The sequence below is a fragment of the Pseudoalteromonas sp. DSM 26666 genome, from assembly GCF_900116475.1.
Lineage (GTDB): Bacteria > Pseudomonadota > Gammaproteobacteria > Enterobacterales > Alteromonadaceae > Pseudoalteromonas > Pseudoalteromonas tetraodonis.
Genome location: NZ_FPAR01000004.1, coordinates 27,338 through 45,886, shown reverse-complemented (window position 1 = coordinate 45,886; position 18,549 = coordinate 27,338). Strand labels below are relative to the sequence as shown.

At 40.5% G+C, this 18,549-nt stretch carries 17 protein-coding genes and 1 tRNA gene; 9 read left to right on the top strand and 9 right to left on the bottom strand.

The genetic code is table 11. The features are described 5' to 3' along the window. The first annotated feature begins 4 nt into the window (after positions 1-4). Positions 5-81 (top strand) — tRNA-Asp (locus BM380_RS08475). 255 nt (positions 82-336) lie between these two features. After that, positions 337-1,053 carry a helix-turn-helix domain-containing protein gene (locus BM380_RS08470; protein ID WP_090493967.1) on the top strand — a complete coding sequence of 239 codons (717 nt, stop codon included), beginning with the start codon at positions 337-339 and terminating at the stop codon, positions 1,051-1,053. Between the two features lie 63 nt (positions 1,054-1,116). Here BM380_RS08470 and BM380_RS08465 read toward each other — a convergent pair whose 3' ends face one another. Beyond that, complete coding sequence (locus BM380_RS08465) at positions 1,117-3,060, bottom strand: S9 family peptidase (protein WP_090493965.1); 1,944 nt, start codon at positions 3,058-3,060, stop codon at positions 1,117-1,119. A 162-nt stretch (positions 3,061-3,222) separates the two neighbouring features. On the opposite strand from BM380_RS08465, the gene BM380_RS08460 reads away from it, so the two are divergent. Further along, the gene (locus BM380_RS08460) at positions 3,223-3,813 is read left to right on the top strand and encodes an ABC transporter ATP-binding protein (RefSeq protein ID WP_090493963.1); all 591 of its coding nucleotides are present in this window, start codon (positions 3,223-3,225) and stop codon (positions 3,811-3,813) included. Then, positions 3,810-4,922, top strand: coding sequence for a DUF6136 family protein (locus BM380_RS08455; protein WP_090493961.1), 1,113 nt, complete (start codon positions 3,810-3,812; stop codon positions 4,920-4,922). The genes BM380_RS08460 and BM380_RS08455 overlap by 4 nt, the downstream gene beginning before the upstream one ends. Here BM380_RS08455 and fadE read toward each other — a convergent pair whose 3' ends face one another. Beyond that, positions 4,923-7,385, bottom strand: a complete 2,463-nt coding sequence (gene fadE / locus BM380_RS08450; RefSeq protein ID WP_090493959.1) for an acyl-CoA dehydrogenase FadE — start codon at positions 7,383-7,385, stop codon at positions 4,923-4,925. It abuts the gene before it with no gap. 308 nt (positions 7,386-7,693) lie between these two features. Here fadE and BM380_RS08445 point away from each other — a divergent pair, with 308 nt between their 5' ends. Beyond that, a complete protein-coding gene (locus tag BM380_RS08445) occupies positions 7,694-8,458 on the top strand; it encodes a class II glutamine amidotransferase (protein WP_090493957.1) in 765 nt (254 codons plus the stop codon). 113 nt (positions 8,459-8,571) lie between these two features. Here BM380_RS08445 and BM380_RS08440 read toward each other — a convergent pair whose 3' ends face one another. The 5 genes from BM380_RS08440 to cmoA all read right to left on the bottom strand — a co-directional run bounded on the left by BM380_RS08440 (position 8,572) and on the right by cmoA (position 12,928). Then, a complete protein-coding gene (locus BM380_RS08440; protein ID WP_254772065.1) occupies positions 8,572-9,369 on the bottom strand; it encodes a DUF3108 domain-containing protein in 798 nt (265 codons plus the stop codon). Further along, positions 9,323-9,970: a phosphoribosylglycinamide formyltransferase gene (gene purN / locus BM380_RS08435; protein ID WP_016899472.1), complete on the bottom strand. Its 648-nt coding sequence runs from the start codon at positions 9,968-9,970 to the stop codon at positions 9,323-9,325. The genes BM380_RS08440 and purN overlap by 47 nt, the downstream gene beginning before the upstream one ends. Next, positions 9,970-11,022 (bottom strand): phosphoribosylformylglycinamidine cyclo-ligase, encoded by a 1,053-nt coding sequence (purM, locus tag BM380_RS08430; protein ID WP_016899473.1) that lies wholly within the window; start codon positions 11,020-11,022, stop codon positions 9,970-9,972. The genes purN and purM overlap by 1 nt, the downstream gene beginning before the upstream one ends. 196 nt (positions 11,023-11,218) lie before the next feature. Then, positions 11,219-12,187 (bottom strand): tRNA 5-methoxyuridine(34)/uridine 5-oxyacetic acid(34) synthase CmoB, encoded by a 969-nt coding sequence (gene cmoB / locus BM380_RS08425; RefSeq protein WP_024600781.1) that lies wholly within the window; start codon positions 12,185-12,187, stop codon positions 11,219-11,221. A 15-nt stretch (positions 12,188-12,202) separates the two neighbouring features. Further along, positions 12,203-12,928 (bottom strand): carboxy-S-adenosyl-L-methionine synthase CmoA, encoded by a 726-nt coding sequence (cmoA, locus tag BM380_RS08420; protein ID WP_090493955.1) that lies wholly within the window; start codon positions 12,926-12,928, stop codon positions 12,203-12,205. A gap of 116 nt (positions 12,929-13,044) precedes the next feature. Between cmoA and BM380_RS08415 the strand changes: the two genes are divergently transcribed. Continuing rightward, entirely contained in the window at positions 13,045-13,728 is a 684-nt protein-coding gene (locus BM380_RS08415; RefSeq protein WP_008111638.1) for a DUF3334 family protein, read from the top strand. A 226-nt stretch (positions 13,729-13,954) separates the two neighbouring features. Here BM380_RS08415 and BM380_RS08410 read toward each other — a convergent pair whose 3' ends face one another. Together BM380_RS08410 and BM380_RS08405 are read right to left on the bottom strand one after the other, a co-directional pair. Further along, entirely contained in the window at positions 13,955-14,452 is a 498-nt protein-coding gene (locus BM380_RS08410) for a M48 metallopeptidase family protein (RefSeq protein WP_090493953.1), read from the bottom strand. Positions 14,453-14,479: 27 nt separating this feature from the next. Then, positions 14,480-15,328, bottom strand: coding sequence for a DUF72 domain-containing protein (locus BM380_RS08405; RefSeq protein ID WP_090493951.1), 849 nt, complete (start codon positions 15,326-15,328; stop codon positions 14,480-14,482). A gap of 237 nt (positions 15,329-15,565) precedes the next feature. On the opposite strand from BM380_RS08405, the gene aspS reads away from it, so the two are divergent. From aspS to BM380_RS08395, 3 genes are all read left to right on the top strand, one after another. Then, entirely contained in the window at positions 15,566-17,344 is a 1,779-nt protein-coding gene (aspS, locus tag BM380_RS08400; protein ID WP_013464572.1) for an aspartate--tRNA ligase, read from the top strand. Between the two features lie 89 nt (positions 17,345-17,433). Next, positions 17,434-17,562, top strand: a complete 129-nt coding sequence (locus BM380_RS18480; protein WP_268746949.1) for a hypothetical protein — start codon at positions 17,434-17,436, stop codon at positions 17,560-17,562. A 403-nt stretch (positions 17,563-17,965) separates the two neighbouring features. After that, positions 17,966-18,484, top strand: a complete 519-nt coding sequence (locus BM380_RS08395; protein WP_090493949.1) for a DUF6795 domain-containing protein — start codon at positions 17,966-17,968, stop codon at positions 18,482-18,484. Positions 18,485-18,549 lie beyond the last annotated feature (65 nt).

Below are 18,549 nucleotides of genomic sequence, written 5' to 3'. Positions count from 1 at the left end.
CTGCGGAGTGGTAGTTCAGTTGGTTAGAATACCGGCCTGTCACGCCGGGGGTCGCGGGTTCGAGTCCCGTCCACTCCGCCACTTGTTATTTCCTCAATAACAAGCAATAAATAATTTACTTATTAATAAATCCAAACATCATTTTTATCAGCTATCAGCTATCAGCTATCAGCTATCAGCTATCAGCTATCAGCTATCAGCTATCAGCTATCAGCTATCAGCTCGACTCTTATATACTAACCTGCTAATATTCTTGTCTATTCTTCAATATTCAGCTTCTTATCTCTGCATGAATTACCAAGAATCTAATCTCACTTTAAAAAAGGAAGCATTAAGATGAGTACATTAGGTCAGCAATTAAAGCAGCTAAGAAATAATAAAAAATTGAGCCAACCTGAATTTGCCCAGCAAGCGGGTATAGAGCAAAGTTATTTATCAAAACTTGAAAACGATAAATCAATTCCCTCGAATGAAATATTTAGAGCTTTATTGATAGCATTAGACCTTTCAATTGATGAGTTTATGAAGCCCCTTACCTACAGCCATGACAAAACAAGACTCATGCAAATACCCGATTTAGAGCTGTGGTTTAAAAGTAAAGCAGTAAAAAGCTCAGTCGCACAGCGTAAAATTATATACCTCGCTATGTTTCTGATTTCTTTTGGCTGTGCATTATTTTATGCAGGACATAAAAATTATCTGTTCAATGAACGCTTTTACGAATACAAATCACTGGGTGTGATCAAAACAGATGAACCCCTGAATGTTTTTACTCATTGGAGCAATTATATTATTGATTCAAACCGAGAGAAAAGAGAGGAAAAAACGCGTGAAATGCTGGCCAGAAGGGTACCCAGTTTTAAGTTAATGGATGAATACATCGGTGAATCATTTGTTGAAGAAGTCGAGGGAGGTAAACGACTTTATAACGTAGATGAACTCTCGCGAACAATACCACATGCAGGCAATAGTTGGTTTGAGTTTTTAGGTATTTTGGCTGCTGTATTTGGTTTGGCGTTCGCTTTACTGGAACCCAGATTAACCAAGCAATAAAAAAGTAATAAAAAGCCTGCGTACATGAAAACGCAGCAGGCTTTAATATAAATTGGCTTGCAATTATCCTTGTGGGCCAAATAACTCTTTTAAGTAAGTATCTAAAAAGTTGAGGTAGGCGTTTGAGGCGCTGATACGGTTTTCTTTTTTGCTAAAACCGTGTCCTTCATCATCAAATAATACATATTCTACTGGCACACCATTAGCTTTAACCGCAGTAACCAACTCATCGCTTTCAACTTGTAATACGCGTGGATCATTAGCACCTTGTATTACCATTAAAGGCTTAGTGATGTTATCGGCATGAAACAGCGGTGAAATAGCACGGTGACGTTCACCATCGGTGGCAGGATCGCCCATTTCATCGTAAAGCGCCTTTTTAAAGCTTTCCCACCATGGTGGAATTGAGTTCAGTGTGCGTACCCAGTTAGTCACACCAAAAATATTGATACCTACTTTGAACTCTTCCGGTTTAAAGGCAAGCGCGGCTGCGGTCATAAAACCGCCGTAGCTACCACCCATGATGCCGATTTTATCTGCATCGACCCAATCTAGGCTTTGTAAGTGTTTTTTACCGTAGATAATATCTTGTAGATCATCGGTGCCATGTTTTTTATCGTCTAAATGGAAAAATGTTTTACCATAGCCTGAGCTACCGCGGTTATTGACGGCAAAAATAGCATAGCCATGATTAACTAAATGTTGCTGCATTGCGCTATAACCAGTTCGGCTTTGCCCACCTGGGCCGCCATGCACCCAAATAAGTGCAGGTACTTTATTGGTGCTGCTGGCTTGTTTTGGTTTGTATAATACGCCCGGTATTTCTAAACCATCAAAACTTTTAAAGCGCACAATGGTGCTCTCTACTAAGTCGTTTTGATCTATATCTTCACTTAATGTGTTGGTAAGTTGCTTGGCTTCATTACTGCTAACTTGCCAAACAAATAAGTTGCTTGGTGAGGTATCTGAATTTAAATAAAACGCCATGGTTTTCTCATCGCTTGAGAAATTCACACCACGAAGATTTCCCGCAGGTAATTTAGGCATGGCAATTTCATCCCCTGTTTGCGTGTCTTTTACTGTGACCTTTGTGCTGGCATCAGCATTTACACCGCTTACTTGGTATCGCCCAGATTTAGAAAAATCAATAAAGCTAACGTCCCAATCATCTTTTAATGCTGGACTGTGCTTGCCTGTGGCGAGCTCATATTGCCACACCTCTGAAAACTCTCCTTTAGCGTCTGTTGAGTAGTATAAATATTTGCTGTCTACAGAGAAGGTCTCAGGCGTATATTGTGCTGGTGTATCGTGTTTTGAAATTAATTGCGGCTTGAGGGTTTTCTTATAGGTATCAAGAATAAACGTATCGCTGTCTTTATTGGTATTATTTTTAGACAGCGCAATGTAGCGTCCATCGGGGCTAATTGCGCCCACATCTAGTCCTTGTGTGTTTTGATAAACGGGCGTGACTTTATAGGTTTTGCTATCTACGCGATACAAGTCCATAAACTTGGCATCGCGTTGATTACTGGTAATAAAAAACTGACTGCCATCTTTAGTAAAGCCTGCAAAACTCGCGCGGGTTTCTTCCCCTGGGGTTAAATCTTTGATTGAACCATCAACTTCACGCACATAAACATGGTAGCGCTCATTACCGCCTGAGTCCTTGGTAAATAGTACACGCTCATCATTTGGGAAATAGCGAATAGGGTAGGTGCTGTCTTCAAAATTGGTTAGGCGCGTTTTGCTACCTGTTTTTACGTCAACTTCATACAAGCTGTAAATACCGCTTTCATCGCTACTAACTAGAACTTTATCGCCAGTCGGGGAAAAGCTACTGCCCATGATAGATGTTGTATCAAAAAAGGTTTTAGCGTTATAGGTTTTTACTTGTCGTGTTTGCTCAGTTGCCACAGGGGTAGAGGCTGAATTATTAGATTGACTGCAACCTGTTAATGCAATTGATACTGCACAGGTAATACAGGCAAATTTGAGGGCTTTTTTCATAGATACATTCCTTGGATTATAATTATGGACTTTTAGTGTTAACCGAAGGTTTTTTAAACGCAAGTAATTAGCCTATTCGAACTGCAATAAAGTGTTACAAACCATGTAGCCCACGAAAATAGAAAACCAGTTATAATTCACTTTCAAAATCAGGGAGTATTTATGATAGAAGTCATTGGGTTACATAAACAGTTTGCTGAAAACGTATTGTACAGTGGTTATAGTGTGCAGTTTTGTGCACCTAAAATATGCATTGAAGCGCCTAATGGCCAAGGTAAAACAACGTTGTTGATGATGTTGGCAGAGCTCGAAACGCGCCAAAGTGGGCAGATTTTATTTTCTAAAAAAGCATTAACCGAACCGCATAAACAAGTTGCTATAGCCTCAGACTGTATTGCTTTACCTGACTTTCTTACGGCAAAGCAAATTATTAACTTGTCCGTGAATACGCTGGGTTGTGATTGGCCAACGACAATAATAGATGGGTTTAATTTCAATGAATTTTTAAATACTCGTTTTGATGCCCTGTCGTCAGGTAATCAAAAGAAATGCCAGTTAATTTTAGCGCTTATGCGTGATGCACCTTATTTACTTCTAGACGAACCCAGCGCAGCACTTGATCAAGCCAGTATTCAGTATTTATTAGTACTGCTTGATGAATATCTAATAGGTAAGCCAAATGGGCAAATAGTCATCACCTGCCATGAACCAGCGCCATTTATTGAGCGTGGCTTTGAGTGTATACCGTTATGATTGCAAATTTAAAACAATCAATCGGGCAATATCGCTCTTTTATGGGTTATCGTTATCAGGCTTACAAAACTGAACTCACGCAATTATTGTTACAACTAAAAAGCTTTGGGTTGTTATTTTTAGTGGTGTTAGGCTCGTCAGTGTTGGGTTTGATATTGCTACTTTTTTTAGGCCTTGGAAAAATTATAGACAGCAGCGCAGCACCCCAATACGGTGCACAAATGGCTTTATTTTATTTGTTACTACAAAGTGTGATGCTCAGCGCAATGAAGTCAGCAATTAAAAATAGTAAGCAGCGGTTATTTCAGCAAACTATTGCACGATCAGTTTGGTTATATTTAGTCGATATTAAACTATTAACGCTCAGTAATGCATGGCTTATAGCCAGTGTATTAATTGCGCTAGATTTAACGCTATCACAATGGGTTAAAGTACCGCATTTTATTGTATTTATGTTGCTGCAGTTTAGCTTGGGCGTTTTGTGTTTATACAAAACCAGCGCACTGGTATATGGCTTTTTGTTTAGCACGATATTAGTGCTGGTTCCTATTCATATGCAGCCGCTCACTTATCATATGGGCTTTGCTTTATTGTTTGCGCTGAGCCTTTTTGTCCCCGTGGTTAATGTTAACGGGCGTATTGCAGTAAGTTCATTATTGGGCTTTTGGTTTTGTTATTTATTAAACCATTGTTGGACACTTGTTTGGCGCGTGTCGTTACTTTTATGTGTATTCATGGCATCAGCTGCGCTAATAAACGAACGTGCTGATTTAGTACCTATACTTGTGATATTAGCCATGGCTTTTATTGTACTCTTTAGTAGTTCATTGCAATTTGATTGCGGTAGGGTGTATGAGCAGTATCGATTATTTTTTAAAACATGCGAGCAAGAACGCGCCTTTTATATTAGCCAGTTTTTACCTAGCATATTGCTGTTTTTATTAGCCACAATAAGTTATAGCGTTATTTTTGGTTACACTCATATTGTATTATTTGTCATTGGAAATATGTGGTGTGTATTACAGGTTTACCTTGCACAAAAAAAACCAGCGCATTATGCGCTGGTTTGGCTAATTTCAACAGGGTTGCTGCTAGCTTTACTAAACTAGTTAAGCGGCATCTGCCTTTTTAGATTTAGCTTTGCTATTACGCGCTGCTTTGCCGGCAAGTAAATCTGCAGGGTCAAAGTCGTCAACGTTAATAACGTCTAAGCGAGCTTGTTCAACAGCTGCTAACTTATCAGCTTCAGCTTGGCTTAAAATGCCAGCTTCTAAGCCCATTTGCGCCACTTTATCAAGTTGGAAGAATGGCAATTTAACGCCTTTCTCTTTACATACGCGTTCAAATAAAGGCTCTACCTCTAGCACATCTTTAAGCGTTTGCTCTTGACGACCTACAAGGTTAAGCGGCTCGTTTGTAAGGTATACATAACTTGCTAAACGATTACGCGTTTCGCTAGGCACTTGCAGTAATTGCGCTAGTTTATGCTCAAGTTTGTCAGTAGGTTTACGAACCGGGCGACCAAACGGGAATAACAATACTTTTAATACGCCACGAAGTGGTGCAGATGGCATATTGTTGATTAAATCAGCAAGCGCACGTTGACAGTGGTAAAGGTGATCCTGACAGCTCCACTGAATCAGTGCAAAATCTTCTTTTTTACGGCCTTCGTCGTTATAACGTTTAAGCGTTGCAGACACTAAGTAAAGGTAGCTTAATAAGTCACCTAAGCGTGCTGAAATACGTTCTTTACGTTTAAGTGAACCACCAAATACTGCCATACTAATATCAGACATAAGTGCAAGCGATGCACTAAAGCGTGAAGCTATACGATAAAACTCTGCCGTTTCGTCTTTGTACGGCACACTAGTAAAGCGAGCGCCAGTAAGTGCAAGCCACTTAGTGCGTACTAGGTTAGACATGGTAAAGCCAATGTGGCCCATTAGCGCTTTATCAAATACGTTAAGCGCTTCTTCGCGGTCTTCAATTTCACACGCACCTAGCTCGGTAAGTACAAATGGATGACAACGAATAGCACCTTGACCATAAATAATCATATTACGGGTCAAGATGTTTGCACCTTCAACGGTAATGGCAATAGGTGCACCTTGATAGCCACGACCTAAATAGTTATTTGGCCCAAGCATGATCCCTTTACCGCCTAGCACATCCATTGCATGAATGGTGGCATCGCGCATTTGCTCGGTAAGGTGGTATTTAATAATAGCCGAAATAACAGATGGTTTTTCGCCTAAATCAACCGCGCCAGTAGACATACTTACTGCAGCGTCTGAGCTGTAAGCATAACCGGCAAGTTTCGCCATTGACTCTTCAACCCCTTCCATTTTACCAATTGGTAAGCGGAATTGACGACGAATACGGCTGTAAGCACCGGTTGCTACAGCAATCATTTTAATGCCACCGGCTGAATTTGACGGCAATGTAATTGCACGACCAACCGATAAACACTCAACCAGCATACGCCAGCCTTGACCAGCCATTTCTGGGCCACCAATAATGTAATCAAGTGGTACAAAAATATCTTTACCGCGAGTAGGGCCATTTTGGAACGGCACATTAAGCGGGAAGTGACGACGACCAATTTCTACCCCTGGGGTATCTGTTGGGATAAGTGCACAGGTAATACCAGGCTCTTTAACGTCACTTAATAATCCATCTGGATCTTGTAATTTAAATGCTAGACCAAGAACCGTAGCTACAGGTGCAAGTGTAATGTAACGCTTGTTCCATGTAAGGCTTACACCGACTACTTCTTCGCCATTCCATTGCCCTTTACATACTACACCATAGTCTGGAATTGAGCTTGCATCAGAACCTGCCTCTGGCGAAGTAAGAGCAAAACATGGAATTTCTTGACCGCTTGCTAAACGCGGTAAGTAATGATTTTTTTGATCTTCAGTACCGTAGTGCTGTAATAACTCACCCGGGCCTAACGAGTTAGGTACACCAACAATTGACGAAAGCAATGTTGATTTACTGGTTAGTTTTTGCAGTACACACGATTGTGCAAATGCAGAGAATTCTAAGCCGCCGTATTCCTTTTTAATGATCATGGCAAAGAATTTGTTATCTTTCAGATATTGCCATACATCCTGAGGTAAATCAGTTAGCTCATGCGTAGCTTCCCAATCGTCCAGCATACTACATACAACTTCAACAGGGCCGTCGATAAATGCCTGCTCTTCAATAGTAAGTTTTGGAACTGGATACTGGTGAAGCTTTTTCCAATCTGGGTTACCACAAAATAAATCAGCTTCCCACCAAGTTGTACCGGCATCAATAGCTGACTTTTCGGTGTCAGACATGCTCGGTGTAACTTTTTTGAAGACCTTGAAAATAGGCTTGATAATATATTGCTGACGAATGCCAGTAACAGAAAGAGGCACTGCGATGATTAAAAAGATCACCCAGCTAATTAAACCAAAAGCACCAGCAAAGGTACCAATTAATAATGTTGCGGCAGAAACACCAAGTGCTGTGTTCCAACTCGCTCTGTGGTAAAGCGCAATGCTGAGCAGTGCGATTAAACCGAGTGTAAATATGAGTGTCATTGCTAATTCCTTAATAGAGGTCAGACCACCTCGTTTAGAGTAGCGCTAGTAACGCTAAGTTTCAAGTACATTACTTAGATTAAAGTGTAGTTATCGGTACGATTATTACAATGCGTTGTATGTTATACGAACAGTTTAACTGTAATGGTTTATTTTGGCTTATCATAAAAAATATAAGCATTAAAAAAATCAATTAATCTAGTAGTAATATAAGTTTAATTAAGTAAATATACTTATGATTTTCAGTGTACGCTTATTAAAAATAGAACGATATTCTATGTTTAGCTTTCTAAAGGTTTATTTATTTTATGTGTGAATTACTTGGCATGTCAGCCAATGTACCAACGGATATTTGTTTTAGTTTTTCAGGGCTGTTGGAGCGCGGTGGCAATACGGGGCCGCATAAAGATGGCTGGGGCATTACTTTTTATGAAGGCAAAGGTTGTAGAACCTTTAAAGATCCCGAGCCAAGTTACCAGTCAGAAATAGCTAAATTAGTTAAAGCTTATCCGATTAAAAGCGTATCGGTGATAAGTCATATTCGTCAAGGCAACCGCGGGCGAGTGTGTCTAGAAAACACCCACCCGTTTACTCGTGAGTTGTGGGGGCGTGAAATAACCTATGCTCATAACGGGCAGCTTTCAAATTATCATGATTTAAAACCTGAATATTATCGACCTGTGGGTAATACCGATAGCGAGTTGGCATTTTGCTGGTTGCTTGACAAAATTCGTGAAAAGTACCCGCAGCGACCAGGTAATATGGCGTCGGTTTTTAGATATGCGGCTAAGCTTTCGCATACGCTACGTGAAAAAGGCGTGTTTAATATGTTATTGACCGATGGTGTATTTGTTTTAGCGTATTGTACTAATAATTTACATTACATAACGCGCCGTGCACCGTTTGGTAAAGCAACACTTATTGATGCCGACATGGTGGTCGACTTTCAACAAGAAACCACGCCAAACGATGTGGTAACGGTTATAGCAACAAGGCCGCTAACCAACGATGAACGCTGGCAAAAAATGCAGCCAGGAGAGTTTGCGTTATTTAAAATGGGTGAATTAATGTAGATTGGTAGAGTAAAACGAAACCCAACTTAAAGTTTCAAATTTAAGTATTGAAATGAAAAGCCCAAGTTATGGTTATCACACTTGGGCGTTTCGTATTGCATCTTGTAAGTAATTTATTCGGGGGTTATTTCGTTTTTAACTTGTGCAGGTAAAGCCGGTGGATTGATCACGGTAAACGATTTCATCTGCACTTCAAACTGTTCCACACCTTTTTCACCTTTCCACATGCGCACTAGCATATAATCCATTTCTGGGGCAAACCATGCTAAGGCTTGGCGTTTGTCATTGTCGTATAAACGTTTTACTTTAATGGCTTCTACGTTACCAATCGGTAAGGAAATCATTTCGGTTTCTACCACTTCAAAGTCGTAGTCACGGCAATTACCTTTTTTATCAACTAACGGAAACGAGAAACTAGTTTTTCCTTTTTTAAGTCCTTCTCGAACTTGCACTTGATAAGAAATACCATCTTGGAAGTTATCATGCCATTGGCATTTTAACGGGTAGTCGCTGGTGTTACTGGTGACAGTTTGTGTTTGACGATCAAAGTTAATTTCATACTTTTTGTCAGGCCCAGTCCCCGTGCGGATCATAGAGTACTGAATAGGCTCTACTTTATCGTTAGCAAAGCTAAAAGTTGATGACTCTTGACGTGAGTCAGAGAAAATCATCCATTCAATATCGCTATGGTAAGTGACTTGGTAGTTATTATTATCGAGTTTTTTAAGCGTCCGCTCGGCTATACCATGATTTGCGCCTTTGCGCAAAATATCGTAGCTGGCTTGATACTGGGTTAACTCACCTGCAATCAGGCTGGTAGGAAGTAATAAAGTGCCCGCACATAATAGCCAGGCACTTAATTTTTTATTTTGGGTAGTGCGCGCCGTGTGCAGGAAGTTGTTTTTCGTCAAGAACTGCATAATCTGCTTCCATCGTAAGTCGTTGTTCACTGAACCACTTGACCACCAAAGGATAAATTATGTGCTCTTGCGCATGCACACGCTTAGCGAGCGTGTCTGCTGTATCGTCTGCTAATACAGGCACTTTGGCTTGAAGAATAACGGGTCCGCCGTCTAATTCTTCAGTAACAAAGTGAACACTAACGCCGTGAACGTCGTCTTTTGCATCAATTGCTCTTTGGTGGGTATTCAGCCCCTGGTACTTAGGCAACAAAGATGGATGAATGTTCAACATTTTTCCAACATATTTTTGCACTAAGTTAGGAGTTAGAATACGCATAAACCCAGCTAATACAACTAGATTTGGTTCAAAAGAGTCAATTATATGCATTAACTGGGCATCGTACGCTTCGCGTGAGTCAAACTCTTTATGACTCAGCACGTGTGTGGCAATACCTGCATTTTTTGCACGCTCTAACCCATAAGCGTCTGCTTTGTTACTAATAACAGCCGCTATATGGGCGTTTATCTCGCCGCTTTCACAGGCGTCTATAATGGCTTGTAAATTTGAGCCACTGCCTGAGATCAAAACTACTAGACGAGTGGGTGCCATTACGCAGCACCACCTACAATTTCAACTTGCTCTTCGCCAGCAACGGCATCTTGGATTTCACCAAGGTGCCATGCGTTCTCGCCAAGATCTTTTAAGATATTTAAGCTATTTTCAAGCTCATCCGCAGGTACAACTAACACCATGCCTACACCACAGTTAAATGTGCGGTACATTTCATGTGTTGTAATGTTGCCGTTTTCTTGCAACCAGCTAAACACACTTGGCCACTGCCAGCTATCACCTTTAACAACCGCTTTAGCAGATTCAGGTAATACGCGTGGGATATTTTCCCAAAAACCGCCACCAGTAATATGCGAAAGGGCATGCACGTCTACTTGCTTGAACAACTCAAGTAATGGTTTAACGTAAATACGTGTTGGTTCTAAAAGGTGCTCACCTAAGGTTTTGCCATCAATCACTTGATTAGTATCAGCGTTAGAGACTTCTAAAACTTTGCGAATTAAAGAGAAACCATTTGAGTGAGGACCGCTAGAAGCAAGGGCAATAAGTTGATCGCCTGCAGCTACTTTAGTGCCATCAATAATTTTTGATTTTTCTACCACACCGGTACAAAAGCCTGCCATGTCGTAGTCTTCACCATCATACATACCTGGCATTTCAGCTGTTTCGCCACCAATTAGGGCACAACCTGAAATTTCACAACCTTTACCAATACCGGTTACTACGTCGGCTGCTGTGTCTACATCTAGTTTACCCGTTGCATAGTAATCTAGAAAAAACAGGGGTTCAGCGCCTTGTACTATTAAATCATTTACACACATCGCAACTAAGTCGATACCTACAGTATCGTGCTTTTTAAGGTCAATTGCTAAGCGTAACTTAGTGCCAACACCGTCAGTGCCTGCTACAAGTACGGGTTGCTTATAACCTTCAGGAATTTCGCAAAGTGCGCCAAAACCACCAATTCCGCCCATCACTTCAGGACGACGAGTTTTTTTAACTACGCCTTTAATACGCTCAACAAGTGCATTACCAGCGTCGATATCTACGCCCGCGTCTTTATAGCTTAGAGACTGTTTTTGTTCGCTCACAGGTTTTCCTCAAAATAGTTGTTTTGATGCTTACTTAGAAACGCGCGTATTTTACAACAATTGCAAGGGCGCGGCTAGTTGAAATCTGGATTTGATTTTAAAGACAAGGACACTTGTCCGCTAGTTGCTGTATTAGTAAACAAAAAAAGCGCCCAATGGCGCTTTTTAATATGGAAATAAAAATTAATACTACAAATTAGGCTTTAGCTGTAAGTATCGCTCTAAGTGGTGCAGGGTAGCCTTCAATGGTTTTACTGGTGTCAGCGGGGTCTAAAAAGTCAACTAAAGATTCGTTTTCCATCCAGTCAGTTTTACGCTGCTCGTCGAGCGTTGTAATAGCACAATCTTTAATTTGCACATCTTTAAAGCCAACACGTTCCATCCACAATTTTAATGCCGCAGTGCTTGGAATAAACCATACATTACGCATTTTCGCGTAGCGGTCGGTCGGTACTAATACGGTGTTTTCATCGCCTTCAATAACTAATGTTTCAAGCACCAGCTCACCACCTGGGCGAAGCTGTGCTTTTAATTGCGCTAAAAAGTCGATAGGGGAACGACGATGATAAAGCACCCCCATTGAAAATACTGTATCAAACGCTTTGAGCTCTGGCAGGGCTTCTACACCTAATGGTAACAAATGCACGTTTTCATCTGGGTTAAAGTGTTTAATTGCCTGAAACTGGCACAAAAATAAGTCAGATGGGTCAATACCCACTACAAATTGAGCACCTTCACCGCGCATACGCCATAGGTGATACCCCGAGCCACAACCAATATCTAATACAGTACGGCCTTTTAATGGCTCAATATGCGGCAGGAGTCGATCCCATTTCCAGTCGCTGCGCCATTCGGTATTTATTTCAATACCGTGAACGTTAAACGGGCCTTTACGCCAAGGCATCATCCGCTTTAATAGATGCGTGGTTTGCTTTTTTTCGCCTTCAGACATTTCGCCAGGCGCACCTATTGCTACTTTGCTGACAATATCAACTTGGTTTGTTGATACCTCGGGTAAGTTTTTCAGCACTTTTTGCCATTGTGGCAAATCGCCATGACTTGCCTCTTGTTGCCAATGCTTTAATTGCGCAGGCAAGGTTTCTAGCCAGTGGCTAAGTGGGCTTTGTGCAATCGCAGCGTAAAATTGGTTAAACCATGCAGACATGTGTCACTCTCTAAATTATTTAATTGCTACCATTGAGCAAAAATTAAAACATTGATACCACACTTGCGTTTGGCTAAAACCAATGTCGCTTAAACGTTGTGTATGTGTACTAAGTGTATCGGGGCGCATTACGTTTTCAATGGCAGTACGCTTTTGGCTTATTTCAAGCTCAGAGTAGCCATTATGGCGTTTAAAGTCGTGGTGCAAGTCAATCAGTAAGTTATCGCACTGCTCGTTTTCGGCTTTAATTTTTTCACTTAATAACAAAACGCCACCGGGCTTTAAATTAGCGTATATTTTTTCAAGTACCGCTTTGCGCTGCGCAGGTGGTATAAATTGCAGGGTAAAATTCATTGCCACAACCGATGCGTTTTGAATATCAAGCTCGTTAATATCACCTAAAGTAACCGTTACAGGAACGTCCGATCTAAATCCTTGTAAATGGACCTTACAACGTTCAACCATGGCTTGTGAGTTATCTACGGCGATAATGTGGCAGCTATCGGTTTTAATATTACGACGCATACTTAAGGTTACTGCCCCTAATGAGCAGCCCAAGTCGTACAGGTTAGAATTAGGCTGAGCATACTCACCCGCTAATTTTCCCATAGTACTTACAATAGTGGCATAACCGGGTACCGAGCGTTGGATCATGTCGGGAAATACTTCAACCACGTTTTGATCAAAACTAAAGTCTTTTACTTGTTGCTCAGAGGCATAAATACTGTCTTTTATACTCACGAAGGCAGTCTCTTTGAAAATAATAGTGCTATTTTAACATTTTATGCTGGATAGTCAGTGATAAATTCAGTAGCTTGACTAGAATTATGAAGAATAAGTATAAAAGAGATTATTAAATGAGCAAAAGTAAGGTTATTAGTACCGACGATATATTAGCAACATTATGCCACTCAGTAACGGGTGTACTTTCATCAGCCAGCGGCAACGAGATCAGCTATTCAGCCATGGTACAAAAAATAACGCGTACTTGTATGCGACCAGACATAGGCTGTTTTGTTTTATTTGACGGGGGCTTTACCGGCTTAGTTGTTACCAACTTTACAGCGCAAGCGGCCATGGAAATTTACGGCGATTATATGCGTAACATGGGTATGCCAGAAGACGAAATCGCACACAGCCACTTATCTGATGACGTTTCAAACGTGATGGGTGAGTTGATGAACCAAATAGTGGGCGACTTCACGTCAAAAGTGCGTGAACAATTGCATACCTCTATTACCCAAAATCAGCCAAAAATGATGGCTATTAATAAACAAGTGCAAATATCGGTTGATACCACTATGGATCGTCCGCAAGCACGTCGCGTAACGTTTACGACTCGCAACCAAAATATCTTCTATTTAGAATTAGCGATGGATAAAACAGAGTTTATTAAACTTCACGACTTTGACATTGTAGAAGCGATAGACCCAGACGATATTATCGAAAATGAAGCTAAGCAAAAAGCGGATAAAGAAAAAGCGAAACAGCCAAAGCAAGATGATAGCGATGACGACTTTATGGCCGAATTAGGGCTTTAACGTTTTTACGTAGGCTGGGTTAAGTGAAACGAAACCTAACACGCTTTTAAGCTCTTAGCTGTCAGATTAGAAAGTGACAATAATAAAAACGCGATGTATATCGCGTTTTTTGTTAACGAGGGCTTTCATTGTGAACTCGTGTGTCATTATTTTGGCTGACCGCTGACCGCTGACCGCTGACCGCTGACCGCTGACCGCTGACCGCTGACCGCTGACCGCTGACCGCTCAATTATACGGATTCTCACCCATCGCAATAGCCACACAAAAAATCCGTAAATCTAGCTCTAGCTGATGGTACTGTCGCTCCATATGGCAGCACAGTTTATAAAAGCCTTTATTGTGGTCTTTTTCTTTAAAATGCGCGAGTTCGTGCACCACTAATGCTTTTAATAATGGCTCTGGCGCGCGCAGTAAATCGCTGTTTATTGCTAAATCGTGCTTGCGGGTTTTACCTTGCATACGGTACGTGTGGGTACCGAGCGCATTGGTAACCATATCACCTTGTTTTTTAAACGCAGCGCGTCCAAATGGCGGGGCGTTTTTTAAATACTGCTTTTTAAGCTCAGTGGCGTAGCTATACAGTAACTTATCACTGGTAATACGATGCGCCTGCGGGTATTTTTTAAGTAAATACTCACTTACTTTCCCTGCTTTTATTAGTCCTAATGCTTGCTCAACGATATTGGCAGGGTAGCCGGTAAAGTAACGTGCGTATTCACTCATTATTGTCTCTGTATTTTGAATTTATTTTTAAAAAAGTGCTTGCTGGTGGGCTTCTTTTTCGCCACTAAATGGATTGAGTACATTGTGATTATACCCCAAATCTTGGCAAAACTGACGAGCCAGCAGCGGCGCTTGGCGGTTATCAGCGGTATGAAAAAACACATAAGGACTTTTGCCCTCATCAAGCCACTGAGTTACTTTGCTAAGCCAAGGCTGATAAAAGGTCTTATAATCGTTTTCTAAGCTAGCAATAACGAAGCGCGCCATAGGCTGCGAGCCCGTAGCAATAGCGTGAACTGGTAAATGCGGTTTTTTCTGTTGTGCGTCTATTAGCGCTTCGGTGGTTGGCTTTACTGCAAAGAGCGCCCGAGTATCCATAGCAATACGGTTTATATTATTTGCCATTAAAAGCTGATTAAGTGCGATTTCGGCCACACCTTTTTTGAAAAAATCAGGGTGGCGTACCTCAACCCCATAGTTCAGCTCTTTAGGAAGTAATTCAATAAAAGCGGCAAGCTTAGCTAAATGTTGTGGCGCAAACGCTTTAGGTAATTGCAGCATTATTTGCCCTGTTTTTTCAAATAGAGGGGCGAATAAATTAAGCCAATTAGTTAGCTCATGTTGCACGTTAGTAAGTTGGAGTTCGTGACTAAAGCGCCGATGAAATTTAAAGGTAAATTTAAACTCATCAGGTACACTGGCAGCCCATCGTAATACAGTGTCAGGCGAGGGATCGGCGTAAAAGCTAGTATTACCTTCTACCGAATTAAAATGCTGCGCATATTCGCTAAGCATATCGGCATTTTTACACTGGCGTGAAAATAAATTTCCTTTCCATGCGCTGCTCGACCACTGCGGGCATCCAATATATAGCATACAAACAAAAGCCTTGTTATAAAGTGCCTGTAGTGTAACAAATAACAAAACAGTGCGCTGTAAATTCAACCTCGAAAGGTAAACACGCCCTAGCATCTTCAACCTACTTGGGTATAATGCAGGGCTTAATTTGATTATTTTGAATTGCTAGCGGTTTTATTTTCATTTTGGTGTTTATAAAAACTTTTAAAACAACAGTGTTTAACCGCTATATGCCTTTTATCTGACAGGAAAACTATGCGCTCTATATACTGCGGACAGCTAAATAAAACTCACGTAGATCAGGAAGTTGAACTATGTGGCTGGATCAACAAACGACGTGACCTTGGTGGACTTATCTTTGTCGATTTACGCGATAGAGAAGGTTTAGTACAAGTTGTATTCGATCCGGAAGTTGAAGGATTAATGGAAACAGCTAACAAACTTCGTCAAGAATTTTGTGTTCAGTTAAAAGGGATTGTACGCGCTCGCCCAGACAGCCAAGTAAATAAAGACATGGCTACCGGTGAAGTAGAAATTTTAGGCACGGGTTTAACGATTATTAACCGCTCTGAGCCTATGCCACTTGATTTTAACCAAGTGAACTCAGAAGAGCGTCGTTTAAAATACCGTTACTTAGATTTACGTCGTTTAGAAATGAGCGACCGTATTAAATTACGTGCTAAAGCAAGCAGCTTTGTACGTCGCTTTTTAGATGAAAATGGCTTTTTAGATATCGAAACGCCAGTATTAACTAAAGCAACGCCAGAAGGTGCGCGTGATTATTTAGTACCAAGTCGTGTACACAAAGGTAGCTTTTACGCATTACCGCAGTCGCCACAGTTATTTAAGCAATTGTTGATGATGTCGGGTTTTGACCGTTACTACCAAATTGTTAAATGTTTCCGTGATGAAGACTTACGTGCTGACCGTCAACCTGAATTTACTCAAATAGATTTAGAAACCTCGTTCATGAGCTCTGATCAAGTACGTGGCATGACAGAGAAAATGATCCGTGAAATGTGGCAGTCATTACTAAATGTTGATTTAGGTGATTTCCCAATTATGCCTTACTCTGAGGCAATGAGCCTATATGGTTCTGATAAGCCAGACTTACGTAACCCAATGAAGCTAATTGATGTAGCCGATTTAGTAAAAGACGTAGAGTTTAAAGTATTCTCGGGTCCAGCAAATGATGAAAAAGGCCGTGTTGCAGTACTAACGGTACCAGGTGGTGCATCACTTTCTCGTAAGCAACTAGATGACTACACTAAGTTTATCGGTATTTACGGTGCTAAAGGTTTAGCATGGATGAAAGTAAATGACCGCGATGCAGGCGTTGAGGGCGTGCAATCGCCAATCGCTAAATTCTTAAATGAAGATGTGATCACGCAGTTACTTGAACGTACTAATGCACAAACAGGCGATATCATTTTATTTGGTGCGGATAAACGCAACACCGTAAATGAAGCCATGGGCGCACTTCGTTTAAAAATTGGTATTGATTTAGAAATCACTAATTTAGATAGCTGGGCACCACTTTGGGTTGTTGACTTCCCAATGTTTGAAGAAGATGACGAAGGCACATTACACGCTGTACACCATCCATTTACTGCACCAAAAGATATTAGTGCCAGTGAGCTTGAAGCAAACCCAGCAGCGGCTATTTCAGATGCTTACGATATGGTATTAAACGGCTACGAAGTCGGCGGTGGCTCGGTACGTATTCACAATGCAGATATGCAAGAAGCGGCATTTAGAATTTTAGGTATTGAAGCGCAAGAGCAGCAAGATAAATTTGGTTTCTTACTTGATGCACTTAAATACGGCACACCGCCGCATGCAGGTTTAGCGTTCGGTTTAGACCGTTTAGTTATGTTGTTATGTGGTACTGATAACATTCGTGACGTTATTGCTTTCCCTAAAACCACACAAGCATCGTGTTTATTAACCGATGCACCAAGCAAAGCTAACAGCGATTCGCTGACAGAGCTTGCTATTAGTGTAGTTGAGAAAGAATTACCAAGCGCAGAATAAAGCTAGCTTTTAGTTAGATCAAAACCCCTTAGGCTAAATACCTAAGGGGTTTTTTGTTCGGCAAAACCCAATTTAGGTGCTTTATTTTTATGAGCGAGCTATTTAAAGGTAGTCATTATTTCGATCAGCCATTTTTAAACTTTACAGCAAATGCAAAGCGCTTTAGCGATATTTCTGATGAAGAAATATTCTCTTTTAAGACAATCATCTTTTATTAACATAATGGTGTTAGCACATGCTGTTAAAAAGAAAATTTTCAGGAAGTTATCAGTTCAAGTTTATTACTCATGTTACTAAACCAAGAACAAAAAAATATATTAACTTGAATCGGGGAGCTGCTTTGATCAAAGGCGAAACTAAAAAATAACTATTAAAGCACCTTTATAATATTAGGCTTATTATAAAGGTGCTAGATAGGAGAGTGGAGCAATAGTAATTGCTTAATTTATGCAAGATCTAACAGGATATGTGATCAAAAGAAAGATGCCAGATTAGCTGTTGTTTAAGCTAATTTGCAATTTTATATGTTTTTGTTATGTTCACTTTTTAACAAGGATGTTAGTAATATAAATATGGAGTCTTTCCTGCTTTGTCAGCTAACGGTAACTTGGAGGTTCGCTGATGTCATTTTCTGAAATATTGAGAAAGATCAATAATCATATTGGTACTCATAAAGTCCATTTATGTCCCAAAGTAAAAGGCCGTTTAGTTAATAACGGAACTCCTCTTGCTAATGTAAAAATATCAAGAACACTTAGTTATTCTGATGGTAAATACACAAAAGATGAGTGTTTTACAGATAGCAATGGCGCATTTGAAATGCCAGAAATGAGCTTAAGATCCAGCCAACCTGCTTTGCTATTAGCTGAAAGGTTTACTTCTCAGAGGATATTTGCGCATTATGAAAATGATGTTTTCTTATTATGGTCAAGTGAGAATTCAGGTATAAACACGAAACCTGCATACGCAAAGAAGTTACGGACCTTAAATGGTGATATTTCTGACGAAGAAATCTTATTCTCTTTTAAGGATAATGATCTTTTTCATGAATATAAAGGCATTAGTATATGCCGTTGGAAAGAAAATTTTCAAGAAGTTAACAATGATGATCTATACAAGTTTATTGGTCAGGATAGCTAAACCAGAATAAAAAATATATCAACTTGAATGGGGGCTGTTTTTGTCAAAGGCGAAACTTAAAAGGT